Here is a 15673-nt window from a genome sequence, read left to right as displayed (position 1 = left end):
AAGTATAGTTAAATTTTTTTTAGAAAGTTAAGGTTACATTTTGCTCGCTCGATTGATATATGCAAAATTTCAAGGTATTGACAGGAACTCAGAGCCAGGAACAGTTAGTCGCTCGGCTCCGTTCGAATGATCGTCGCGAATTAAATGAGGCTATTCGGGATGTATATAATCATCATATCAGCCCTGTTCGATACTTCGTTATGCAAAATGGGGGAGATTCCCACGATGCTGACGACTTAGTACAGACTACGGTTCTCAACTTCGTACAGGCTGTTCGAAAAGGCAGCTTTGAACTGCAGGAGGGAACAACGATTGAAGCGTTTTTATTTGTATTGGCCAAGAACCGTTGGCGGAATACATTAAAACAGCGTGGGTTGATGCGTGAGTACGTTCAGGAGATGGAAGCAACAGGTAAAGGACAGGATTCCTGGGATGCTTCTGCCCAGCGGATCATGGAAGAACGGGAAGAACAGGAACGTTATATACAGTTATTTAAGCTCCTTGGGGAGAGGTGTCAGACGATACTGACAGCCTATCGCCGAGACGGGCTTTCTATGAAAGAAATTGCCCAGAAGATGGGGTTCGAAAACGAACGCGTTGCCATTAATGAAAAGTACAAGTGTTTACAAAAACTCAAAGCCCTCTTTCGCTATGAGACCTAAATCAGGCCAGGAGCAAATGGAATGGATTGAATCCTATCTCCAGAATGCTCTCTCTCCCTCCGAACGTGAAGAGTTCGAAAAGGAGTTGAATACCAATGCTGAATTTGCCCGCGAAGTTGAATTTATGCAACAGGCCGATTCGGTAATCGATGATTTTTTGCTGGCTGATCTGGTCGCAGAAATTCATGCGGAAAAAGTAGAGGAATGGAATACAGAAACCGAGGAGACTGAAGAAGAAACCCCTGTTATTCCTTTACATACCCCCAATCGGGCCGCTGTGCCTTGGTGGAAATGGTCCGCTGGTACAGCTGCTGCGGTAACGATAGCTTTCACGACGTATATTACCCTCAGTCCAATTCGTGTAGGTGATACGCTGAATCAGGCTTTACGGGGCGGCGAGGCCAGAATTTCGGAGCAACCCAGTCGTATTTGCTTTGAGAATTTCTATGCCGGTCGATCGTTCGTTATGACTCAACAACCGACTCATGCTATTCCAAGACTTCAGCAAGTGATTGATTGTGAGGTTCGTCCTTACTTCAAGGATGCTTCCAGATGGTATCTGACCGTTGCCTATTTACAGGATAACCAGCCTGAAGAAGCAGAAAGCATGTATCAGCAAATCATCAGCAACCCCGAATTTAGCTATGACATTAGCTGGTTAGACCGGCAGAAAATTAGCTGGCAGATCAGAATCGCTAAATGGTTCGGTAAAAGTGAAGAAAAAACAATAGGATAGGATTCCTGTTCAACCTATAACCATCTGTTAAAAAATTAAAGAGTACAAGCAACATCCAACCCCAAAACCCTTCCTTCGTCCCGGGGAAGGGTTTCTATTTTTTAGAGGTTAATCGATGGCGGGCCAGAAAAATAAGGAGGAAAATTCCGCCAAGCAACGTAAAGCCTAAAGCAATGCGGCCTATGTTTGTCCAGTGCGATTCATAGACGACCGAGGCATCGCCAATCAGCACCAGATTAGCCCAGAAATAAGGGTGATCGTAGGAGGCTCCGAGTGGGGAAATAAAAAAATCCAGCTTAGCTTTTTGTAGAGCCTGATCGATGGGTAATCCCTGGTGCAGATGAAAATAAAGTCGTTCGGACAAAAAAGCCGAAGATTGATCGTGGGCATTCCAGAGCGTCGTTACTACACTGGGACAGCCGCCGTATAAAAACCCCCGGGCCAAACTCATCAGTCCTTCTCCGCGATGCAAACGTCCACGACCCGTTTCGCAGGCACTCAGCACTACCATTTGTGTATGGCTGAAGGAAAGGTTGTAAAGCTCGTCGGTGTAAAGTTTATAGTTGTGATTGTTAGGATAGAACGCAATAAACGAACGCTCAGCCTCTTTATCATCCGTTCGGGCATGAGTGGCGAGGTGAATGACTTCTGCTGCTTTATAATGTTCTAAAAATTCAGCTTTAGTAGCCCCTTTATTCACAAACTGCGTTCCGCCAACGGCCTGAATTTCTTCCAGCGAAGCAGGTAACGGATTTAGGGATTTGTCCCGCATGGGATTTTTCTGGACGGAAGAATCCGAAAAAGGAGCCATCGCCAGAGCCTGTTTAGTCCCCCTGGCCAATCCGTTGATCTGTTGGATCTGAGCCATAGAGGCTCCGTAGGCATAACGAATAGAGTAATTTTTCAACAGGTAATCCCGACCACTGGTACTTTGCTCCAGCACTTCAAAAGGCAGATAATTTAACTCCTTATCCCGAATGATAATGAGACGATCAATTTTGGACAAGAATGCTTTAATGGGTTGGAAAAGACTATTATAGGCAAGATTGGCCCATTTATGGCCCTTATAAGGGTCTAGTCCGGGGTTATCATAAAGACATTGCTGAAGATGGGCAATGACGTTTCTTTCGTTAGTTCCGAAAGGAATTTCCACCCATTTAACCTGTTGCGAAGTAATAACGAATGCGTACAAATTACGAGCCGTCATGACGTACGAAAGCAAGGCTGTAGTAGGATCGAGAAGGTCTTTCTGAAGGGTAGCAATCTGAACCGGCTGACTAGCCCGAAGCTGTTGCAAGGGAATGAATTTCCGAAGCTTTTGTCGGAGCTTATCCAGTTTTAGCTCTTCTTCGAGCATTTTATACTTAATCGGTTTTTTTTCCTGTTCCGACAGGGGCTGCATTAATTGAACCTTTAATGCCGAAATCGAAGATTTAAGCTGACTTTCTTCGATCCGCAGCGGTTCCGGAACAAACGTTTTCTTCAAAGCTTGTTCTCTTCTGGCGTCTGAAAGCGTTGAACCTCTGTTACTTTCAGTAAAATGAAACGCCTGCTTTAAGTAATAAGGCTGCTTTGTTTTTTGATATAAGTCAAAGGCTGCCGACAGAGCTTCTTCACTGACGGCAGCTATCTGCTGGCCGAACAAAAGTTTAGTATCAGCTACATCGTAATTCAGACGAATACGTTCGGCCAGTTCTAAGGCTAACTGGTAGGATTGAAAGCTGGGTTTTAAGTAAAGATTCTGGTTAGGTAATTGCCGGAGAACAGCAGCTTGGCCAATGAGCGATTCAAGCAAATCAGGCTCTGAAATTATGCCATTATTCAGGTCGGGCAAATCCTGAAACGACTGGAGTGTCGAGCCTATATATACGGCATTCATCGCATAACGATAGTTATTCAATGCTCCGGTTAAATCATTTTGCTTTTGCAGAAGCTTAGCTTTATCTCTGTAGATGAGGGATAGATACGTATGGTGTTTTCCCCACCTTCTCAGGCCCAGTTCAAGCGATCTATTATAAGCCGATAGAGCTTTCAAGTTTTCGTCAATTGCGGCATAATATTGTCCCCAATTCCTCCAGAGCATAGGTTCTGAGTCAAATGCTTCTTTAACGTCTTCCTTCTTATATAAATTAATAAGGTTCTGAGCCTTAGTTAAATAGAGTTTTACCTGGGGGAATTTGTTTAACAGAAAATAGATATGGCTAATATTGATTAGGTAAGAAATAGTTGTGACCTTTTCCTTACTGTTCTTGAGGCTGGGCAATGCAATGGCTAAAGCCTGATCATACTTACCCAGATTGACATAAAGTCCGCTCAAATTATTTTCAAGGTAGGTGTATAATGCCTCAAGCTTGTATTGATAGGCTACATGAAGGGCTTTTTGAAAATTGATTTCAGCCTGACTGAAGTCACCAATATTGTTATAATCCATGCCGTGCTGATTGTAATAAGCAGCCACGTACATGGGGGTCTGATTAACTAAAACCGGCTTTTGTTCCAGAAGTCGATCGGCTAGTGAATAGTAATATTGGGCAGAGTCGTTTTTGTAAAGTGTTGAATAAAAGTAGCTTAGGTTTGAGAAAGCTTTGAATCGAGTAGAATCTAAGGAAGATTTAGGAATGATTTTTAAGGCTTTTGAGCAATAATAAATAGCCTCGGAAGAGTTACCATTGGAAAAATTGAGATTACTGGACTCCACTAATAAATTGGCTTCTGAAGAAATATCTTTTGCCTGAGCGGCTAACGATATAGCCTGATTATATAACGCTACAGCTTTATCATTGTATCCTTTCTGATAAGCATCTTCTGCACCGGCCTGTAAAAGCTGAATTTGTTGCTGATAAGACAAAGATTTTTTCTGTGCGGACGCATTCGTTAGAATGAACATCAACACCCCTATAACATAGCTAAGATTGATTCTATTCCTTCCGAATAAAAACATATAATTATTCGCAATTTTTTGCTTCAGCAAAATAAAGCAAAATACAAATAAACCCTTAAAAACGCCAAAACCTTCGGAAGCCTGGCGGTGCGTTCCGAAGGTGATATTTTGGCTAATGCAGTACTGCTTAAATGCGGATGCGTTGGATACAAAGACGCAGTACTATATTTTTAGGGCAGGTGGAAATTCCGTGTGTCCTTATATTTTTATTCTACCTATCGACGAATAATCGGAGTAGGAGGGAAATCGCTTTCAGAGGCATCTTGCACGACTCCTGACTTGGGCTTTGTAGGAGTGATTTCTTCTTCACGCTGGCATGAAGTAAACGAGAAAAGACTAACTGACAGCAACAAGCTGTATACAGAAAGGCGTGCAATTTTTTTCATTTTATTAAGTTTTATGTCCCGAATTCACACCTATATCAATCGGGAAGGCAAAATGTAACCTAGGGAAACGAAATTTTTTTTTACTTATCGTTTAATAATTTTATAAACATCTGACTATTAATGATTTGTGATAATAAAAAAAATATAAAATTTTTTCAGAAAAGATTTTTTGATCTTTCTATCCAACCCTGTTTTCTTAAGTTATTGATTGTACTTTTCTAAGAAATACTCCTTAAGTAATCTTTTACTTAGGGCTGTTTTTTATCGCTTCTTTGCTCATCCGCTTCCGGCTCAGGATTGTTTAGCTATGAGCTACTTCGAGACAAATGCATGGCTCTACAGCTGAAGGCCGCAGAAGCTGAATGTAGAGCTCAGGTTAAAAGCAAAATGCATTGCAAGAACAAGCGGCATCCGTTACTACGCTATACGTCTCTTCAGAACTAATCTTCAATCCGAAAGAGGTGCATGGGTAAAATAGTGGGGTCCAGCTCAATGTAATTCCATTCACCCTGCCATTGCCAGCGGTTATCCGTTAATAAGTCATGAACGGTGAAGGGTTGATCTGCCTGTTTTCCGATTAAGGAGAGCGGAACCTGGATTCCCGCCGATTGCCGATGGTGCGGGTCCAGATTTACAACGCATAAGATGCGATTCCCATTCGGATGAGTTTTCAGATAAGCTAGTAACGCATCGTTGGTAATGGGAACGAAGCTTAGATTGTTCGTTCGTTGCAAAGCTGAATTTTCCCGGCGAATACGGTTCAGGAGTCGGATGAAAAGCGTTAGTTTGTTTTCGAGCGTCCAGTCCCAATGTCTGATTGCATATTTTTCAGAATTCAGGTATTCTTCCCGACCCGGATAGGCTTCGTGAACCATATGCTCAAAACTGGGCCCGAAAATGCCGCAGTTGGAAGACAAAGTGGCAGCCAGAAAATAACGAGTCAGGAAAATGGGCTCCAGACCTGTTTGCAAGCTATATGGGTTAATATCATGCGTATTAGGCCAGAAATTGGGGCGTAAATAATGCCTGACGTTGGTTTCGGTCAACTCTTTCAGATAATCGGTTAACTCTGATTTATGATTTCTCCAGATGAAATAGGTATAACTCTGATCAAAGCCCAGTTTTGATAATTCCTGCATTTTGGCCGGACTGGTAAAGGCTTCGGCCAGGTAAATCAGGTCAGGATGGGTTTGTTTCGTTTCTGTAATCAGCCATTCCCAGAAAGCAAAAGGTTTACCGTGGGGCTGATCGGCCCGAATAATTCGAACGCCCCATTCGGCCCATTGGAAAACCAGGTCGCGAATAGCTTTCCATAGATTCTGCCAATCATCGGTTTCAAAATTCAGACAATAGCTGTCTTCGTATTTATGCGGTGGATTTTCGGCAGTTTGAAAAGTACCGTTATCCAAAGCAATAAACCAGTCGGGATGTTGCTTAACCCAGGGATGATCGGGCGAGCATTGAATGGCTAAGTCCATAGCAATTTCAATACCCTGCTGCTGGGCTGCTCTGATTAAGGTCTTAAAATCAGCCAGCGTGCCTAGTTCAGGGGCAATGCTGTCGTGGCCTCCCTGCTCGTTTCCTACGGCATAAGGAACACCCGGGTCCGTACTTTGGGCAGGAGCTGTATCATTTTTTCCTCTCCGAAAATGACGACCAATGGGATGAATCGGTGGCAGATGTAACACGTCAAATCCCATTGAAGCAATTTTGGGTAACACCTCAATGGTGGTTTGGAAGGTCCCTGATTTTAAAGGGTCGGTAGCAGTGGAGCGGGGAAAAAGTGAGTACCAGGTAGAAAAAACGGCTTTTTCCCGACTTACAGATAAAGGGAAGGGTTGAGCATATGTGCTGACGTGATCGATAAGGGGATAATTCTCAATCCACTGCGTCATTTGCTGACTCAGAGCTTTGGTAACTGCTTCCTGATGCCGATCGGGGTTTTGGAATAATTCAATGGCTTCCTGAATGAGGTAGTGATCTTCGGGGGAAGCCTGAGCTAAAATGCGTTTCAGGTAATGAATTCCTATTTTCAATTCATCTTCGACGGGCTGAAAATTCGCGTGCGTGTCGGGTAATGTTTCGTTGCCAGGTTAGAGAATGATTTACCCAGGCCTCGAAAGTATACGTATAGAGTCCGATTTGCTGGGGGTAAAACGTGGCTTCGTACCGATCATTTCCCAGCGACTGTAAAGAAACACGCTGCCATTCCGTTTCGGATTCGTGTCGGAAGAGCAGGTAACCCGAAGGCAGATCAAAACCGTCTACTAATAAATCCACCTGAACAGAAACAGGATCATTTACAATCGCTTTGACGGCAAAACGTCCGCCGTCTACTTCAGGACTTACCCGGGTAATTAATACCCGTTGCTGACCTGCCCAATGCTCTAAGGAATGCATAGTAACTAGCCGAAAATGAAAAGATGGCACGGAAATTCTTTTGCTAAAAAAGTGAAGAATTTCCGTGCCACCTTATTAAGAAGGCTGGTTAATTTTAGATTTTTAATCCAACCGTTAGCTGTACACTACGACCATCTGATGACCAGATGCCCGGTCCGGGGTACATGGTTGGACGTTTGGTAAAGTAACTTTTATTAGTGAGGTTACTAATTCCACCCCGAATCGTCAGGCTTCTATTAAGGCGATAGGTAGCATACCAGTCGATCAATCCATACGCAGGAACCAGGCCTACGCCACCCGTTGCCGATGGTTTTACCGTATTTAAAGGATCGGCATAGGTTTTGGATACGTAGCTGTATTGCAGGGTGGTTGAAAAGCCCTGATGACTCACTTGCAGGCCATTCCGACTGATCCATCGAGGAACGGACTCAATACGATTGCCGCTGATATTAATATTCTCAGCTCCGTTCGAAACGAAACCCTTGCTATAACGGCCATCCATGTAGGATGTAGAAGTAAATACTGAAACGCGGGTGCGGGGACGCTGGATGAACGCGTATTCTGCGTAGGCTTCAATCCCGCGAGTGCGGCTATCTCCAATGTTGGTTTTATAGATAAAGGACTTCGTTCCTTCGGTAATAATCTGACTGCCCAGACGGTTCCGATAGAGTAGATCAAAAGCGGTAATATCAAAAGTGAGGCGATCATCGAATTCTTTTCCCCGAATACCCATCTCAGCATTAGAACCACGAGCGTCGGAAGTATTAGGGTTGGCTCTTTCAAGAATGGAACCGGGAATAATGTCCTTGAAAACCGCTGGACGATACGCCTGGGCCCAGCCACCATACAGATTTACACTTTTGCTCAGGCGGTACTGGCCATTTATACTTAACAGAGGAAAACGATGAATCAATTTGGGCGGAATGGCTGAAGCATCTGTATAAGCCAGTCGTCCAGAAAGATTCGTAACCCCAGTTTCTACTCGAATGCCGGGCGTAAGACTGAATTGAGGGGTTATCTGAAAAAGGTTTTCCGCAAAAAATGCTATGTTCTGCGTTTTGTAGTGCATGTCGCGTCCATAATCACCAGTAATGCTCAGGTCGTAATCAGTGCCCGTGGTACCACGGCCTAACTGACGACGATGCAGATCGTTATTAATTAACTGCACGCCGCCAATGAAAGTAGCGGAAACACGCTTAATTTGATACCGATGCAGCATTCGTGTTTCGAAGGTATAACTATGAAACTGATCGCGGTCTACCTGACGATTAGCATATTGACCCGTTACGCGACTGATGGTATCTAGCCTAGTAGCAAAACCTTCGAAGGTAACACTGTTTCTCTGACCCAATACAGCCGAAGCCGTAGCCTGGAGAGTTGTTCGGGGAGAAATAGTCCAGTCGAGCCGTAAGGAAGGTAAATAAATATCAGGACTAAAGTAGTTGCGGGAACGAGTGGATTGACGCGGGTCCTGAGCAAACTGAGCATCCGTCAGCGGACCAGGAATGTGATACTGGTAATAGGACCGGCCTAACTCAGCCCGTAGAACGAGGTTAGAACGGAAGGCATAATTCAGACTTACAAACTGTCCTTCAGCAATAGAATTTCCATTTTTACGATACCCATCCGAAGTCCGGCGGTGGTAATAGGCGTTGTAACTCAGCTTTCCTACGGTTCCGCTGAGGCGATGGAAGGTGCTTTGTAAACCGAAAGAACCGATGCTGTTGATGGTTTCGTAAGCAACCGCCCGGCTTGAATCGGGCCCTTTCAGCACGTAGTTCAACATGCCGCCAAACTGAGCCCCGTATTGCAGGGAAGCGTTTCCACGCACCAATTCAATCCGTTCAACAGCTTCGAGGGGTAATGAAAAGTGACTGGCTGGATAGCCGTATAAATCCGAATTGGTCAGAACGCCGTTGGTGCGAATGTTATATTCCCATCCCCGGTGCGGATCAAGACCCCGGGTGGCCAGGTTAATCTGGTTTCCCGAACCATCCATATCATACGCAAAGGCACCCGGAATTTTGGCAAAGACCTGGCGGATATTTTTTTCGGGAATATTGGCATCCACCTGATTCAACGAAATGACCTCCGAGCGTTTGCCTGAAAGCAGATACGTGCCCTGCACATCCGCCATGGGTTTTACAGAACGGTCGGCCCCTTCCCGTACGGATACTTCCTGTAGATTTTCAATGAATTCATTCAGGGTAATGATCAGTTTTTGCGAAGGACTTTTCTGAACGGTGATGAGCTGCCGAAAGGTCTGAAAACCAATATGAGAAGCCCGAAAAGTATGCCGTCCGGCGGGTAACTCAATTTGGAAATTTCCCGCCGCATCACTTTCCAGCGTTTTTCCGCTGACCCGAATAACCGTACCGGGCAAGGCCTCTCCATTCGTTTGCTGAACCCGTCCCTGAATAAGGGTTTGGGTAAAAGCAAAGCAGGGGAAAAACCATAGGATGAGGAAAAATGAAGTAAAATTTTTCAAGGGTGTTCTGGGGAATAAGATGAAAAAAACGGCTGAAGTTTCTAATTTTTCAGCCGTTAGAAAAGTTAATACCTCTCGGTTTTGGGATGAAACGTTCGCCAGCTATGCCAGAATTCCTGAGAAGCCAGCAGAGGTCGCAAACGTCCCGAAGACGAACGTCCCGCCAGATCATAGGCATGGCCAGTAGTAATGAGTGAATCTTTTTCGAGGTGATAGGTGGTATTCACGTCGGGTCGCTGATAGGCGAAAAAGCTGGCATTATCTTTAGCCAGCACGAGCAAGACGGGAACGTTACCCACGACATCATTAATCACATGCTGATTTTTTAGACGTTTCCAGTCGTAAGCTTTCGATGCCTGACCTGCGTCAATCCCCACTACCCAGGATTTATCGTGCCAGGATTGATGATCGGTTCCTGTTAACTCATCCGTCTTTGTGCCTTCTTCATACTTGAAATCCGTTTCATACTGAGCTGCATACGCAGGATCACCTTGGAAAATCAGACTGTTGGGATGCAGCGTTAACCATTCGCCCAGGGTTGCCTGCTGGCTTAACACTTCGGGTAAATGCGTTCCGGTTAATGAACCAATCACGGCTTCCCCGTTAGCTTGTCGCCACCAGCTATGCGTATGGGTATCTTCAAAAAGAGCATTGTAATGATCCATACCCACCAGCCGGAACGTTTCAGGCTGACCGTCCACGAGCGAACTAAACACACGTCCTGTCCGACAAACGGAGCAATAGGTAACCAGGATGGGCGTTCCGGCAACGGTATCGCGAACCTGATGGTGATAGGCGAGAAACGGAATAGGATAAGCCCGGGCTTCCTTACCCATCACCACACCAAGAACCAAATGTTTAGGATCGACGTGATTACCAGAGGCGGGGGCTAACTGAACCATATCCGGCTCATGAAAGAGTTCTGCCGCGTCCAATTTATAGTGAATCAATGAAACGAGTACGGCAGTAAGAAGCATAGAAAGGATGGGGATCCATTTTTTACCGTAAGCCGTAAACGTTGGGATAACACCGATTAAAATTAATAATGCAGCCCCAACGCGAAAGGACCACTGCCAGCGGTTAAGAAAATAAGCCACTTCCAAGTGGGGCATTTCCTGACTGCCGGGCAGCGGCATAATGAAATAAATGTGCATTAACTCAAATAATACCAGACCGACTAATCCAGCATAAAATAAAATCTTCATAGTGAGCAAGGGTAATGAAAATTAATCAGTGACTTAACGCCCGGCTCCGTCACTTTGAGCTCGCTTAATGGCGTACTGACCGACGGCATTTCCATGTGTTAATCCTACTTCCGAATCCGAGCGGTAGTGAATACAGCCATAAATCCGGGATATAGAGGCTTCATTGGCTAGAACCATCATGGCATCAGCTTCGTTCGGAAACAGGTAGGCTAAAACGGTAGATGCTGCTCCCGAGAACGTTGAATGACCAGAAGTGAAGCTGGGGAAGTTTGGTGTGCCAATCGTTGAGCGTACCGCATGGTCAACCTGAAAGGGCCGTGGGGTATAATAATAAAACTTCGTATCCCAGCAGGCAATACCGGCATCCATTAACGAAGTGCCTACCAAAGCCATGGTACGGGCAGCCCGTAACTCATTTTCTTTATACTTGCGAGTCAGGTTAGCGGCTTCGCGATTCCAGTGTCCGGGAGGGGTGAAACTGCCCACGCCGTCCGACCAGTAGGAAGCGATGCGGTGTTGCTCGCGGGTCAGGGTTTTGCCCATCCCACGTAGCTCCTGAAGGTCTTTTTCAAAACCTGCCGATCCCAAAGCTGGCGGCGGGCTGGGCCGCATGGCTACTTTTTGAGTTTCGTTGAAATTCCAGGTTTTCACATTACCAAAGGTGGGCAACATCGGTGGCCGGGCTGGTGCATCCAGACTTACCCATTCCGTTTTCAGTCCACGAGCTTTGGCAGCAGAGATCATAGCCGGAACTGCCGACTGATTATTGGCTGCTCCCATACCATCGGTTTTGGCTCGGGCGATTACCTTGGCAGCTATGGCTTTTCCTAAAGCTTCACCCGCATCCAGGTCGCTCTGAACATTGGCTTTGCCCCAGATCCGGCTGTTACGGTGGGCTTCGTAATAAGCATTGAGTTTATCCACTTCACCGGGGAACATCACCTTCAAAATTTCCAGCGAAGCCGCCCGCCACCACCGCATCTTCGGAAGGGTAGGAAGGTAAACTGCTGACGGGTAAAGTAGCAGTAATACTGGCATCTACTTTCGAAGGAGCCAGGCGACTGTATTGGTATTTATACTTCCAGGCCGCTACCAAAGCATCGTACTGGGCTACGCCCAGATAGGCAAACATCCGGGAAGCATACGGAGGGTTGCAAAAGGGAAATTTAGGTTCGGCCTTTGGGTTCGCGGGATCGGGGACGGGATATTTCTTCTGAATTTCGTCGTATACCGGTGGGAGGTTATAATTAGCCGCCAGCGTCCGGGCTATTTCGTTCCAGCGATAAACGCCACCAACAGCCCAGAAATCAACCGTTTTTTGTTGTTCTGGTGTAATTTTTAAATCTTTTAAGGACTGAAGTTCAGCTTTATAGCTGGAGGATTCGAGGGCTTGTGGAGCAGAAACGGTTACCTCGTCGGTAGAGCTCAGCACAATGGTTTTCCACTGGCCCCCATTTTCGTCGAGCCCGGCAGGCTCATACACTTCCAGCGTAGGCTGTTCAACGCTTTTATCGCAACTAGCCAGAAAAAGTACTGACCCGGCCAGGGTTAACAATCGTAGAAATTTATAAGGCATGGTTAGGAGAGTCATAAGGGCTTACATAATGATTTTTTGACCTGTCACACTAAACGTATGCTGAATACCCACGGTATACATTCGGGCCTGACCTACGTTTCGTCCTGCCGTTACCTGACCATACTGACCGAAGAGCGAAAAGAACGTCCCGTTTTTCAGGTATAAATGAACCTTGGCCATACCACCCAGCGAAGTCTGATTCATGCGGTTGGTAGGAAAGGGCATGTCCTGCCGACGAATATCATCGCCGCTCTGACTAGTCATGTTCTCGATAAAGCCTTCTACCTGAACGTATTTGTTTATGTAACCTAAACGAGCCGAAGCATCTACTACATCCGGCACGGCCACTTCATGGGTATCATACACTTTGCCACCCGCCTGATAAGAATCGCGGTCAATTTGGATATTACTGCGGCGAATGTACCCTCCGTGAGCGGTCAGGTAAATGCCTTTGATTTTGTAATGAAAAATACCTTTGATTGACGCCGTTTTCGAACGAAGACCAATCGAGTAAGGCAACATGTCAGGGATATAGGTGTTCATCGGAATAGAGACGCCGCCCGTGGCCATTAAGCCAAAAGTGCCGATGGAAGTTTCTGCTTTTAAAGGCCGGTATTTTAACCACAGCGAAAGATCCTGAATACCTTCCTGACGAGAAAAGTGCCCTCCGTCGGACTTATTCCAGATGTAGGGTAATCCGGCCATAATGTTGAGATTTTTGGTGAGCCCGTACGCACTCATCAACATGACGTTCTGACTAGTAAAGGTGCCAAGGTTGGCGTTGCGGCGTTTAAGCGTGCCTTCCCAATACTGATCCCATTGACTGTTGGAATAACTGGCAACGTTACAAATCAGGGTTTTACCCATCATGATTCCGTCGGTGGGAGTTTGTGCGTAAAGGCTACTAGCCCACAGGAGAGTAGCCCATATCCCTAATCTAAGTGATCTTAGATGAGTAAAAAAAGGCATATAGTATGATTTTGGGGGAGTGAATACTTAAAATTTGGGTTTAAAGATACTATACAGTTTGAATATAACGAAGGGGCGTAAGTCTTTGAAAAACAAATTTTAAGCAAGGTATATTTCAAAAAAAAACGCTATTCCCCTTCAAATGATAGAGAAATAGCGTTTTTACTCAGATTTAGCAGAGTAATGTTTAGAAAGATAATTCGCGTTGGGGCTTTTTAAGTAGTAATAATCCGCCGAAAGTAAGCAGTCCGTTCAACAATAGCTTTTCGAAACCGAAGATATAGTGAAACCACTCCTGCGAATGATCCACCAAAATGTACGTGACGAGGGGAGAGATTAGACAGACAAAAGGCACATAACGATCTTTCACGGACCATTTGGTGTAAAGCCCGAACGTATACAAACCCAGCAAAGGCCCGTACGTATAACCAGCCAGGTCAAAAATCGTCCGAATCATAGACTGGCTGTTGAGCTGTTTGAAGAGGATAATCACCAGCAGGAATAGAAACGAAAACATCAGGTGAACCCAGGTCTTGATGCGTTGGCGTTGTTTTTCGGGGTAATTCTCAATATTCAGAAAATCAATGCAGAACGAAGTAGTAAGGGCCGTCAGAGCGGAGTCGGAGCTGGCGTAGGTAGCAGCGGTAATGCCCAACAGGAATGTAATGGCTGCAATAGGTCCGAAGTGATTACCCAATGCCAGCATCGGATATAAATCATCTGATTTGGCCGGAATGGCAATACCCATTTGTTCAGAATAGACCAGTAATAATGCTCCCAGATTCAGGAACGCAAAGTTCACGATTACCAGCACGACGCAAAACCAGAGGATGTTTTTCTGAGCTTCTCCGATATTCTTGCACGTGAGGTTTTTCTGCATCAAATCCTGATCCAATCCCGTCATTACGATGGCAATGAAAGCTCCAGAAACGAAATCTTTGAAGAAGTTATTCTTGGGAGCCCAGTCCCACACAAAAACTTTAGAGTAACTCTTGGATTGAACGGTCGTCCAGAGCGAGCCAAAATCCAGATTTAACTGTTTGGCAATCAGGAAAACGGTGAGGAAAACAGCAGTGACCAGAAAAAAGGTCTGGAGCGTATCCGTAATGATGATGGTTTTAACACCGCCTTTGAAGGTATAAATCCAGATGAGGAGAATGGCGAAAACGACCGTTCCCTCAAAAGGAATACCGAAACGATCAAAAATGGCCAGTTGCAATACCTGCACGGCAATAAACATCCGTCCCGCCGAACCCACCGTTCGGGAAAGCAGGAAAAAGCCCGCCCCGGTTTTATACGACCAGAACCCAAACCTTTTGTCCAGATAGGTATAAATCGAGATCAGGTTCAGCCGGTAATACATGGGCATGAGTACCGTGGCGATGACGAAGTAACCCACTAAATAACCCAGGATTACCTGAAAATACGTGAATTGGGAGGTACTCACATTCCCCGGAACGGAAATGAAGGTAACCCCGGAAAGCGAAGTGCCAATCATTCCAAACGCCACCAGATACCAGGGCGATTGTTTGTTGGCGGTAAAAAACGTGTGTGTGTCGGCTCCGCGGGAAGTATAGAACGAAACGGCCACCAGCACTGCAAAATAACCCAGGAGAATAGCAAGAGCCAGGTAAGCATTCATGAATGAAACAGGGACGAGTAATAGAGGTACCTAACGTAAATAAGCCTTAAATATGACCAAATATTTGCAAAAGCGATAGGAGAACGGCAAAATTGAAGTTTTGGGAAAGGCTCAAGAACGGCAATTAGGCCGTGTAAAAGGCTTAGGTAGAGTCGAGTAAAGAAGCGGTTGTCAAGCTCACGAATTTCGTTTTTCATCAATTGTTTTTATTTAACTAAGAATCTAAAACTTCTATGAACCTTCGGTTGGGGATGCGGGTTATAAAGGTTAAATTTGTTCTCATTAAGTAACTGATTTACTGGAAATAGCCATGTGGATGAACACCTTACCGAAACCTTGGGAAGAAGAAGGCGTAGATGTTCTGGAAGAAGTGGAAGATACTCAGGAACATGATCTGATGGTCTTCAATGACGATGTCAACACGTTTGACTGGGTGATTGATACCCTCATTGATGTCTGCGGTCATTCGCCCGAGCAAGCCGAACAATGTACGATACTGATTCATTTCAAAGGAAAATGTTCAGTGAAAAAAGGAGCCTTTGAGGAATTGGCTCCCATGCGTAATGCCATTTGTAACCGGGGCATTAGTGCCGAAGTGGTTTAACAAAATCAACAGTAAGAATGGGCCGGTCAGGAAGCAAATTTCGGGGTATTTCCCCACGGGAATT

13 protein-coding genes are annotated in these 15673 nt (G+C 45.4%); 3 read left to right on the top strand and 10 right to left on the bottom strand.

What is annotated here, in order from left to right:
• Positions 1-59: 59 nt before the first annotated feature.
• Positions 60-662 carry an RNA polymerase sigma factor gene (locus tag QE390_RS03930; protein ID WP_106637366.1) on the top strand — a complete coding sequence of 201 codons (603 nt, stop codon included), beginning with the start codon at positions 60-62 and terminating at the stop codon, positions 660-662.
• Entirely contained in the window at positions 652-1398 is a 747-nt protein-coding gene (locus QE390_RS03925) for a hypothetical protein (RefSeq protein ID WP_106637367.1), read from the top strand. Before QE390_RS03930 ends, QE390_RS03925 begins: the two co-directional genes overlap by 11 nt.
• A gap of 94 nt (positions 1399-1492) precedes the next feature.
• On the opposite strand, the gene QE390_RS03920 is transcribed toward QE390_RS03925, so the two are convergent.
• The 10 genes from QE390_RS03920 to QE390_RS03875 form a co-directional block, all read right to left on the bottom strand.
• On the bottom strand, positions 1493-4246 hold the full coding sequence (locus QE390_RS03920) for a CHAT domain-containing protein (RefSeq protein ID WP_307141183.1): 2754 nt from the start codon (positions 4244-4246) through the stop codon (positions 1493-1495).
• A gap of 308 nt (positions 4247-4554) precedes the next feature.
• Positions 4555-4725: a hypothetical protein gene (locus QE390_RS03915; protein ID WP_198555267.1), complete on the bottom strand. Its 171-nt coding sequence runs from the start codon at positions 4723-4725 to the stop codon at positions 4555-4557.
• Between the two features lie 440 nt (positions 4726-5165).
• Positions 5166-6761: an alpha-amylase family glycosyl hydrolase gene (locus QE390_RS03910; protein ID WP_307141182.1), complete on the bottom strand. Its 1596-nt coding sequence runs from the start codon at positions 6759-6761 to the stop codon at positions 5166-5168.
• 1 nt (position 6762) lies between these two features.
• Positions 6763-7125 (bottom strand): maltotransferase domain-containing protein, encoded by a 363-nt coding sequence (locus QE390_RS03905; protein WP_307141181.1) that lies wholly within the window; start codon positions 7123-7125, stop codon positions 6763-6765.
• Positions 7126-7219: 94 nt separating this feature from the next.
• Positions 7220-9613 carry a TonB-dependent receptor gene (locus tag QE390_RS03900; protein ID WP_307141180.1) on the bottom strand — a complete coding sequence of 798 codons (2394 nt, stop codon included), beginning with the start codon at positions 9611-9613 and terminating at the stop codon, positions 7220-7222.
• A gap of 65 nt (positions 9614-9678) precedes the next feature.
• Entirely contained in the window at positions 9679-10818 is a 1140-nt protein-coding gene (locus tag QE390_RS03895; RefSeq protein ID WP_307141179.1) for a DUF3179 domain-containing (seleno)protein, read from the bottom strand.
• Positions 10819-10851: 33 nt separating this feature from the next.
• Entirely contained in the window at positions 10852-11799 is a 948-nt protein-coding gene (locus tag QE390_RS03890; RefSeq protein ID WP_307141178.1) for a vanadium-dependent haloperoxidase, read from the bottom strand.
• Positions 11744-12394 carry a hypothetical protein gene (locus QE390_RS03885; RefSeq protein ID WP_307141177.1) on the bottom strand — a complete coding sequence of 217 codons (651 nt, stop codon included), beginning with the start codon at positions 12392-12394 and terminating at the stop codon, positions 11744-11746. The genes QE390_RS03890 and QE390_RS03885 overlap by 56 nt, the downstream gene beginning before the upstream one ends.
• A gap of 21 nt (positions 12395-12415) precedes the next feature.
• A complete protein-coding gene (locus tag QE390_RS03880; RefSeq protein WP_307141176.1) occupies positions 12416-13264 on the bottom strand; it encodes a hypothetical protein in 849 nt (282 codons plus the stop codon).
• A 286-nt stretch (positions 13265-13550) separates the two neighbouring features.
• Positions 13551-15005: a sodium:solute symporter gene (locus QE390_RS03875; protein WP_307141175.1), complete on the bottom strand. Its 1455-nt coding sequence runs from the start codon at positions 15003-15005 to the stop codon at positions 13551-13553.
• Between the two features lie 310 nt (positions 15006-15315).
• Here QE390_RS03875 and QE390_RS03870 point away from each other — a divergent pair, with 310 nt between their 5' ends.
• Positions 15316-15609 (top strand): ATP-dependent Clp protease adaptor ClpS, encoded by a 294-nt coding sequence (locus QE390_RS03870; RefSeq protein ID WP_369804180.1) that lies wholly within the window; start codon positions 15316-15318, stop codon positions 15607-15609.
• Positions 15610-15673 lie beyond the last annotated feature (64 nt).

The sequence above is a fragment of the Siphonobacter sp. SORGH_AS_1065 genome, from assembly GCF_030818595.1.
Classification (GTDB): Bacteria; Bacteroidota; Bacteroidia; order Cytophagales; family Spirosomataceae; genus Siphonobacter.
Note: the sequence above shows the minus strand (reverse complement) of the source record. Positions and strands in the feature narration are given on the sequence as shown.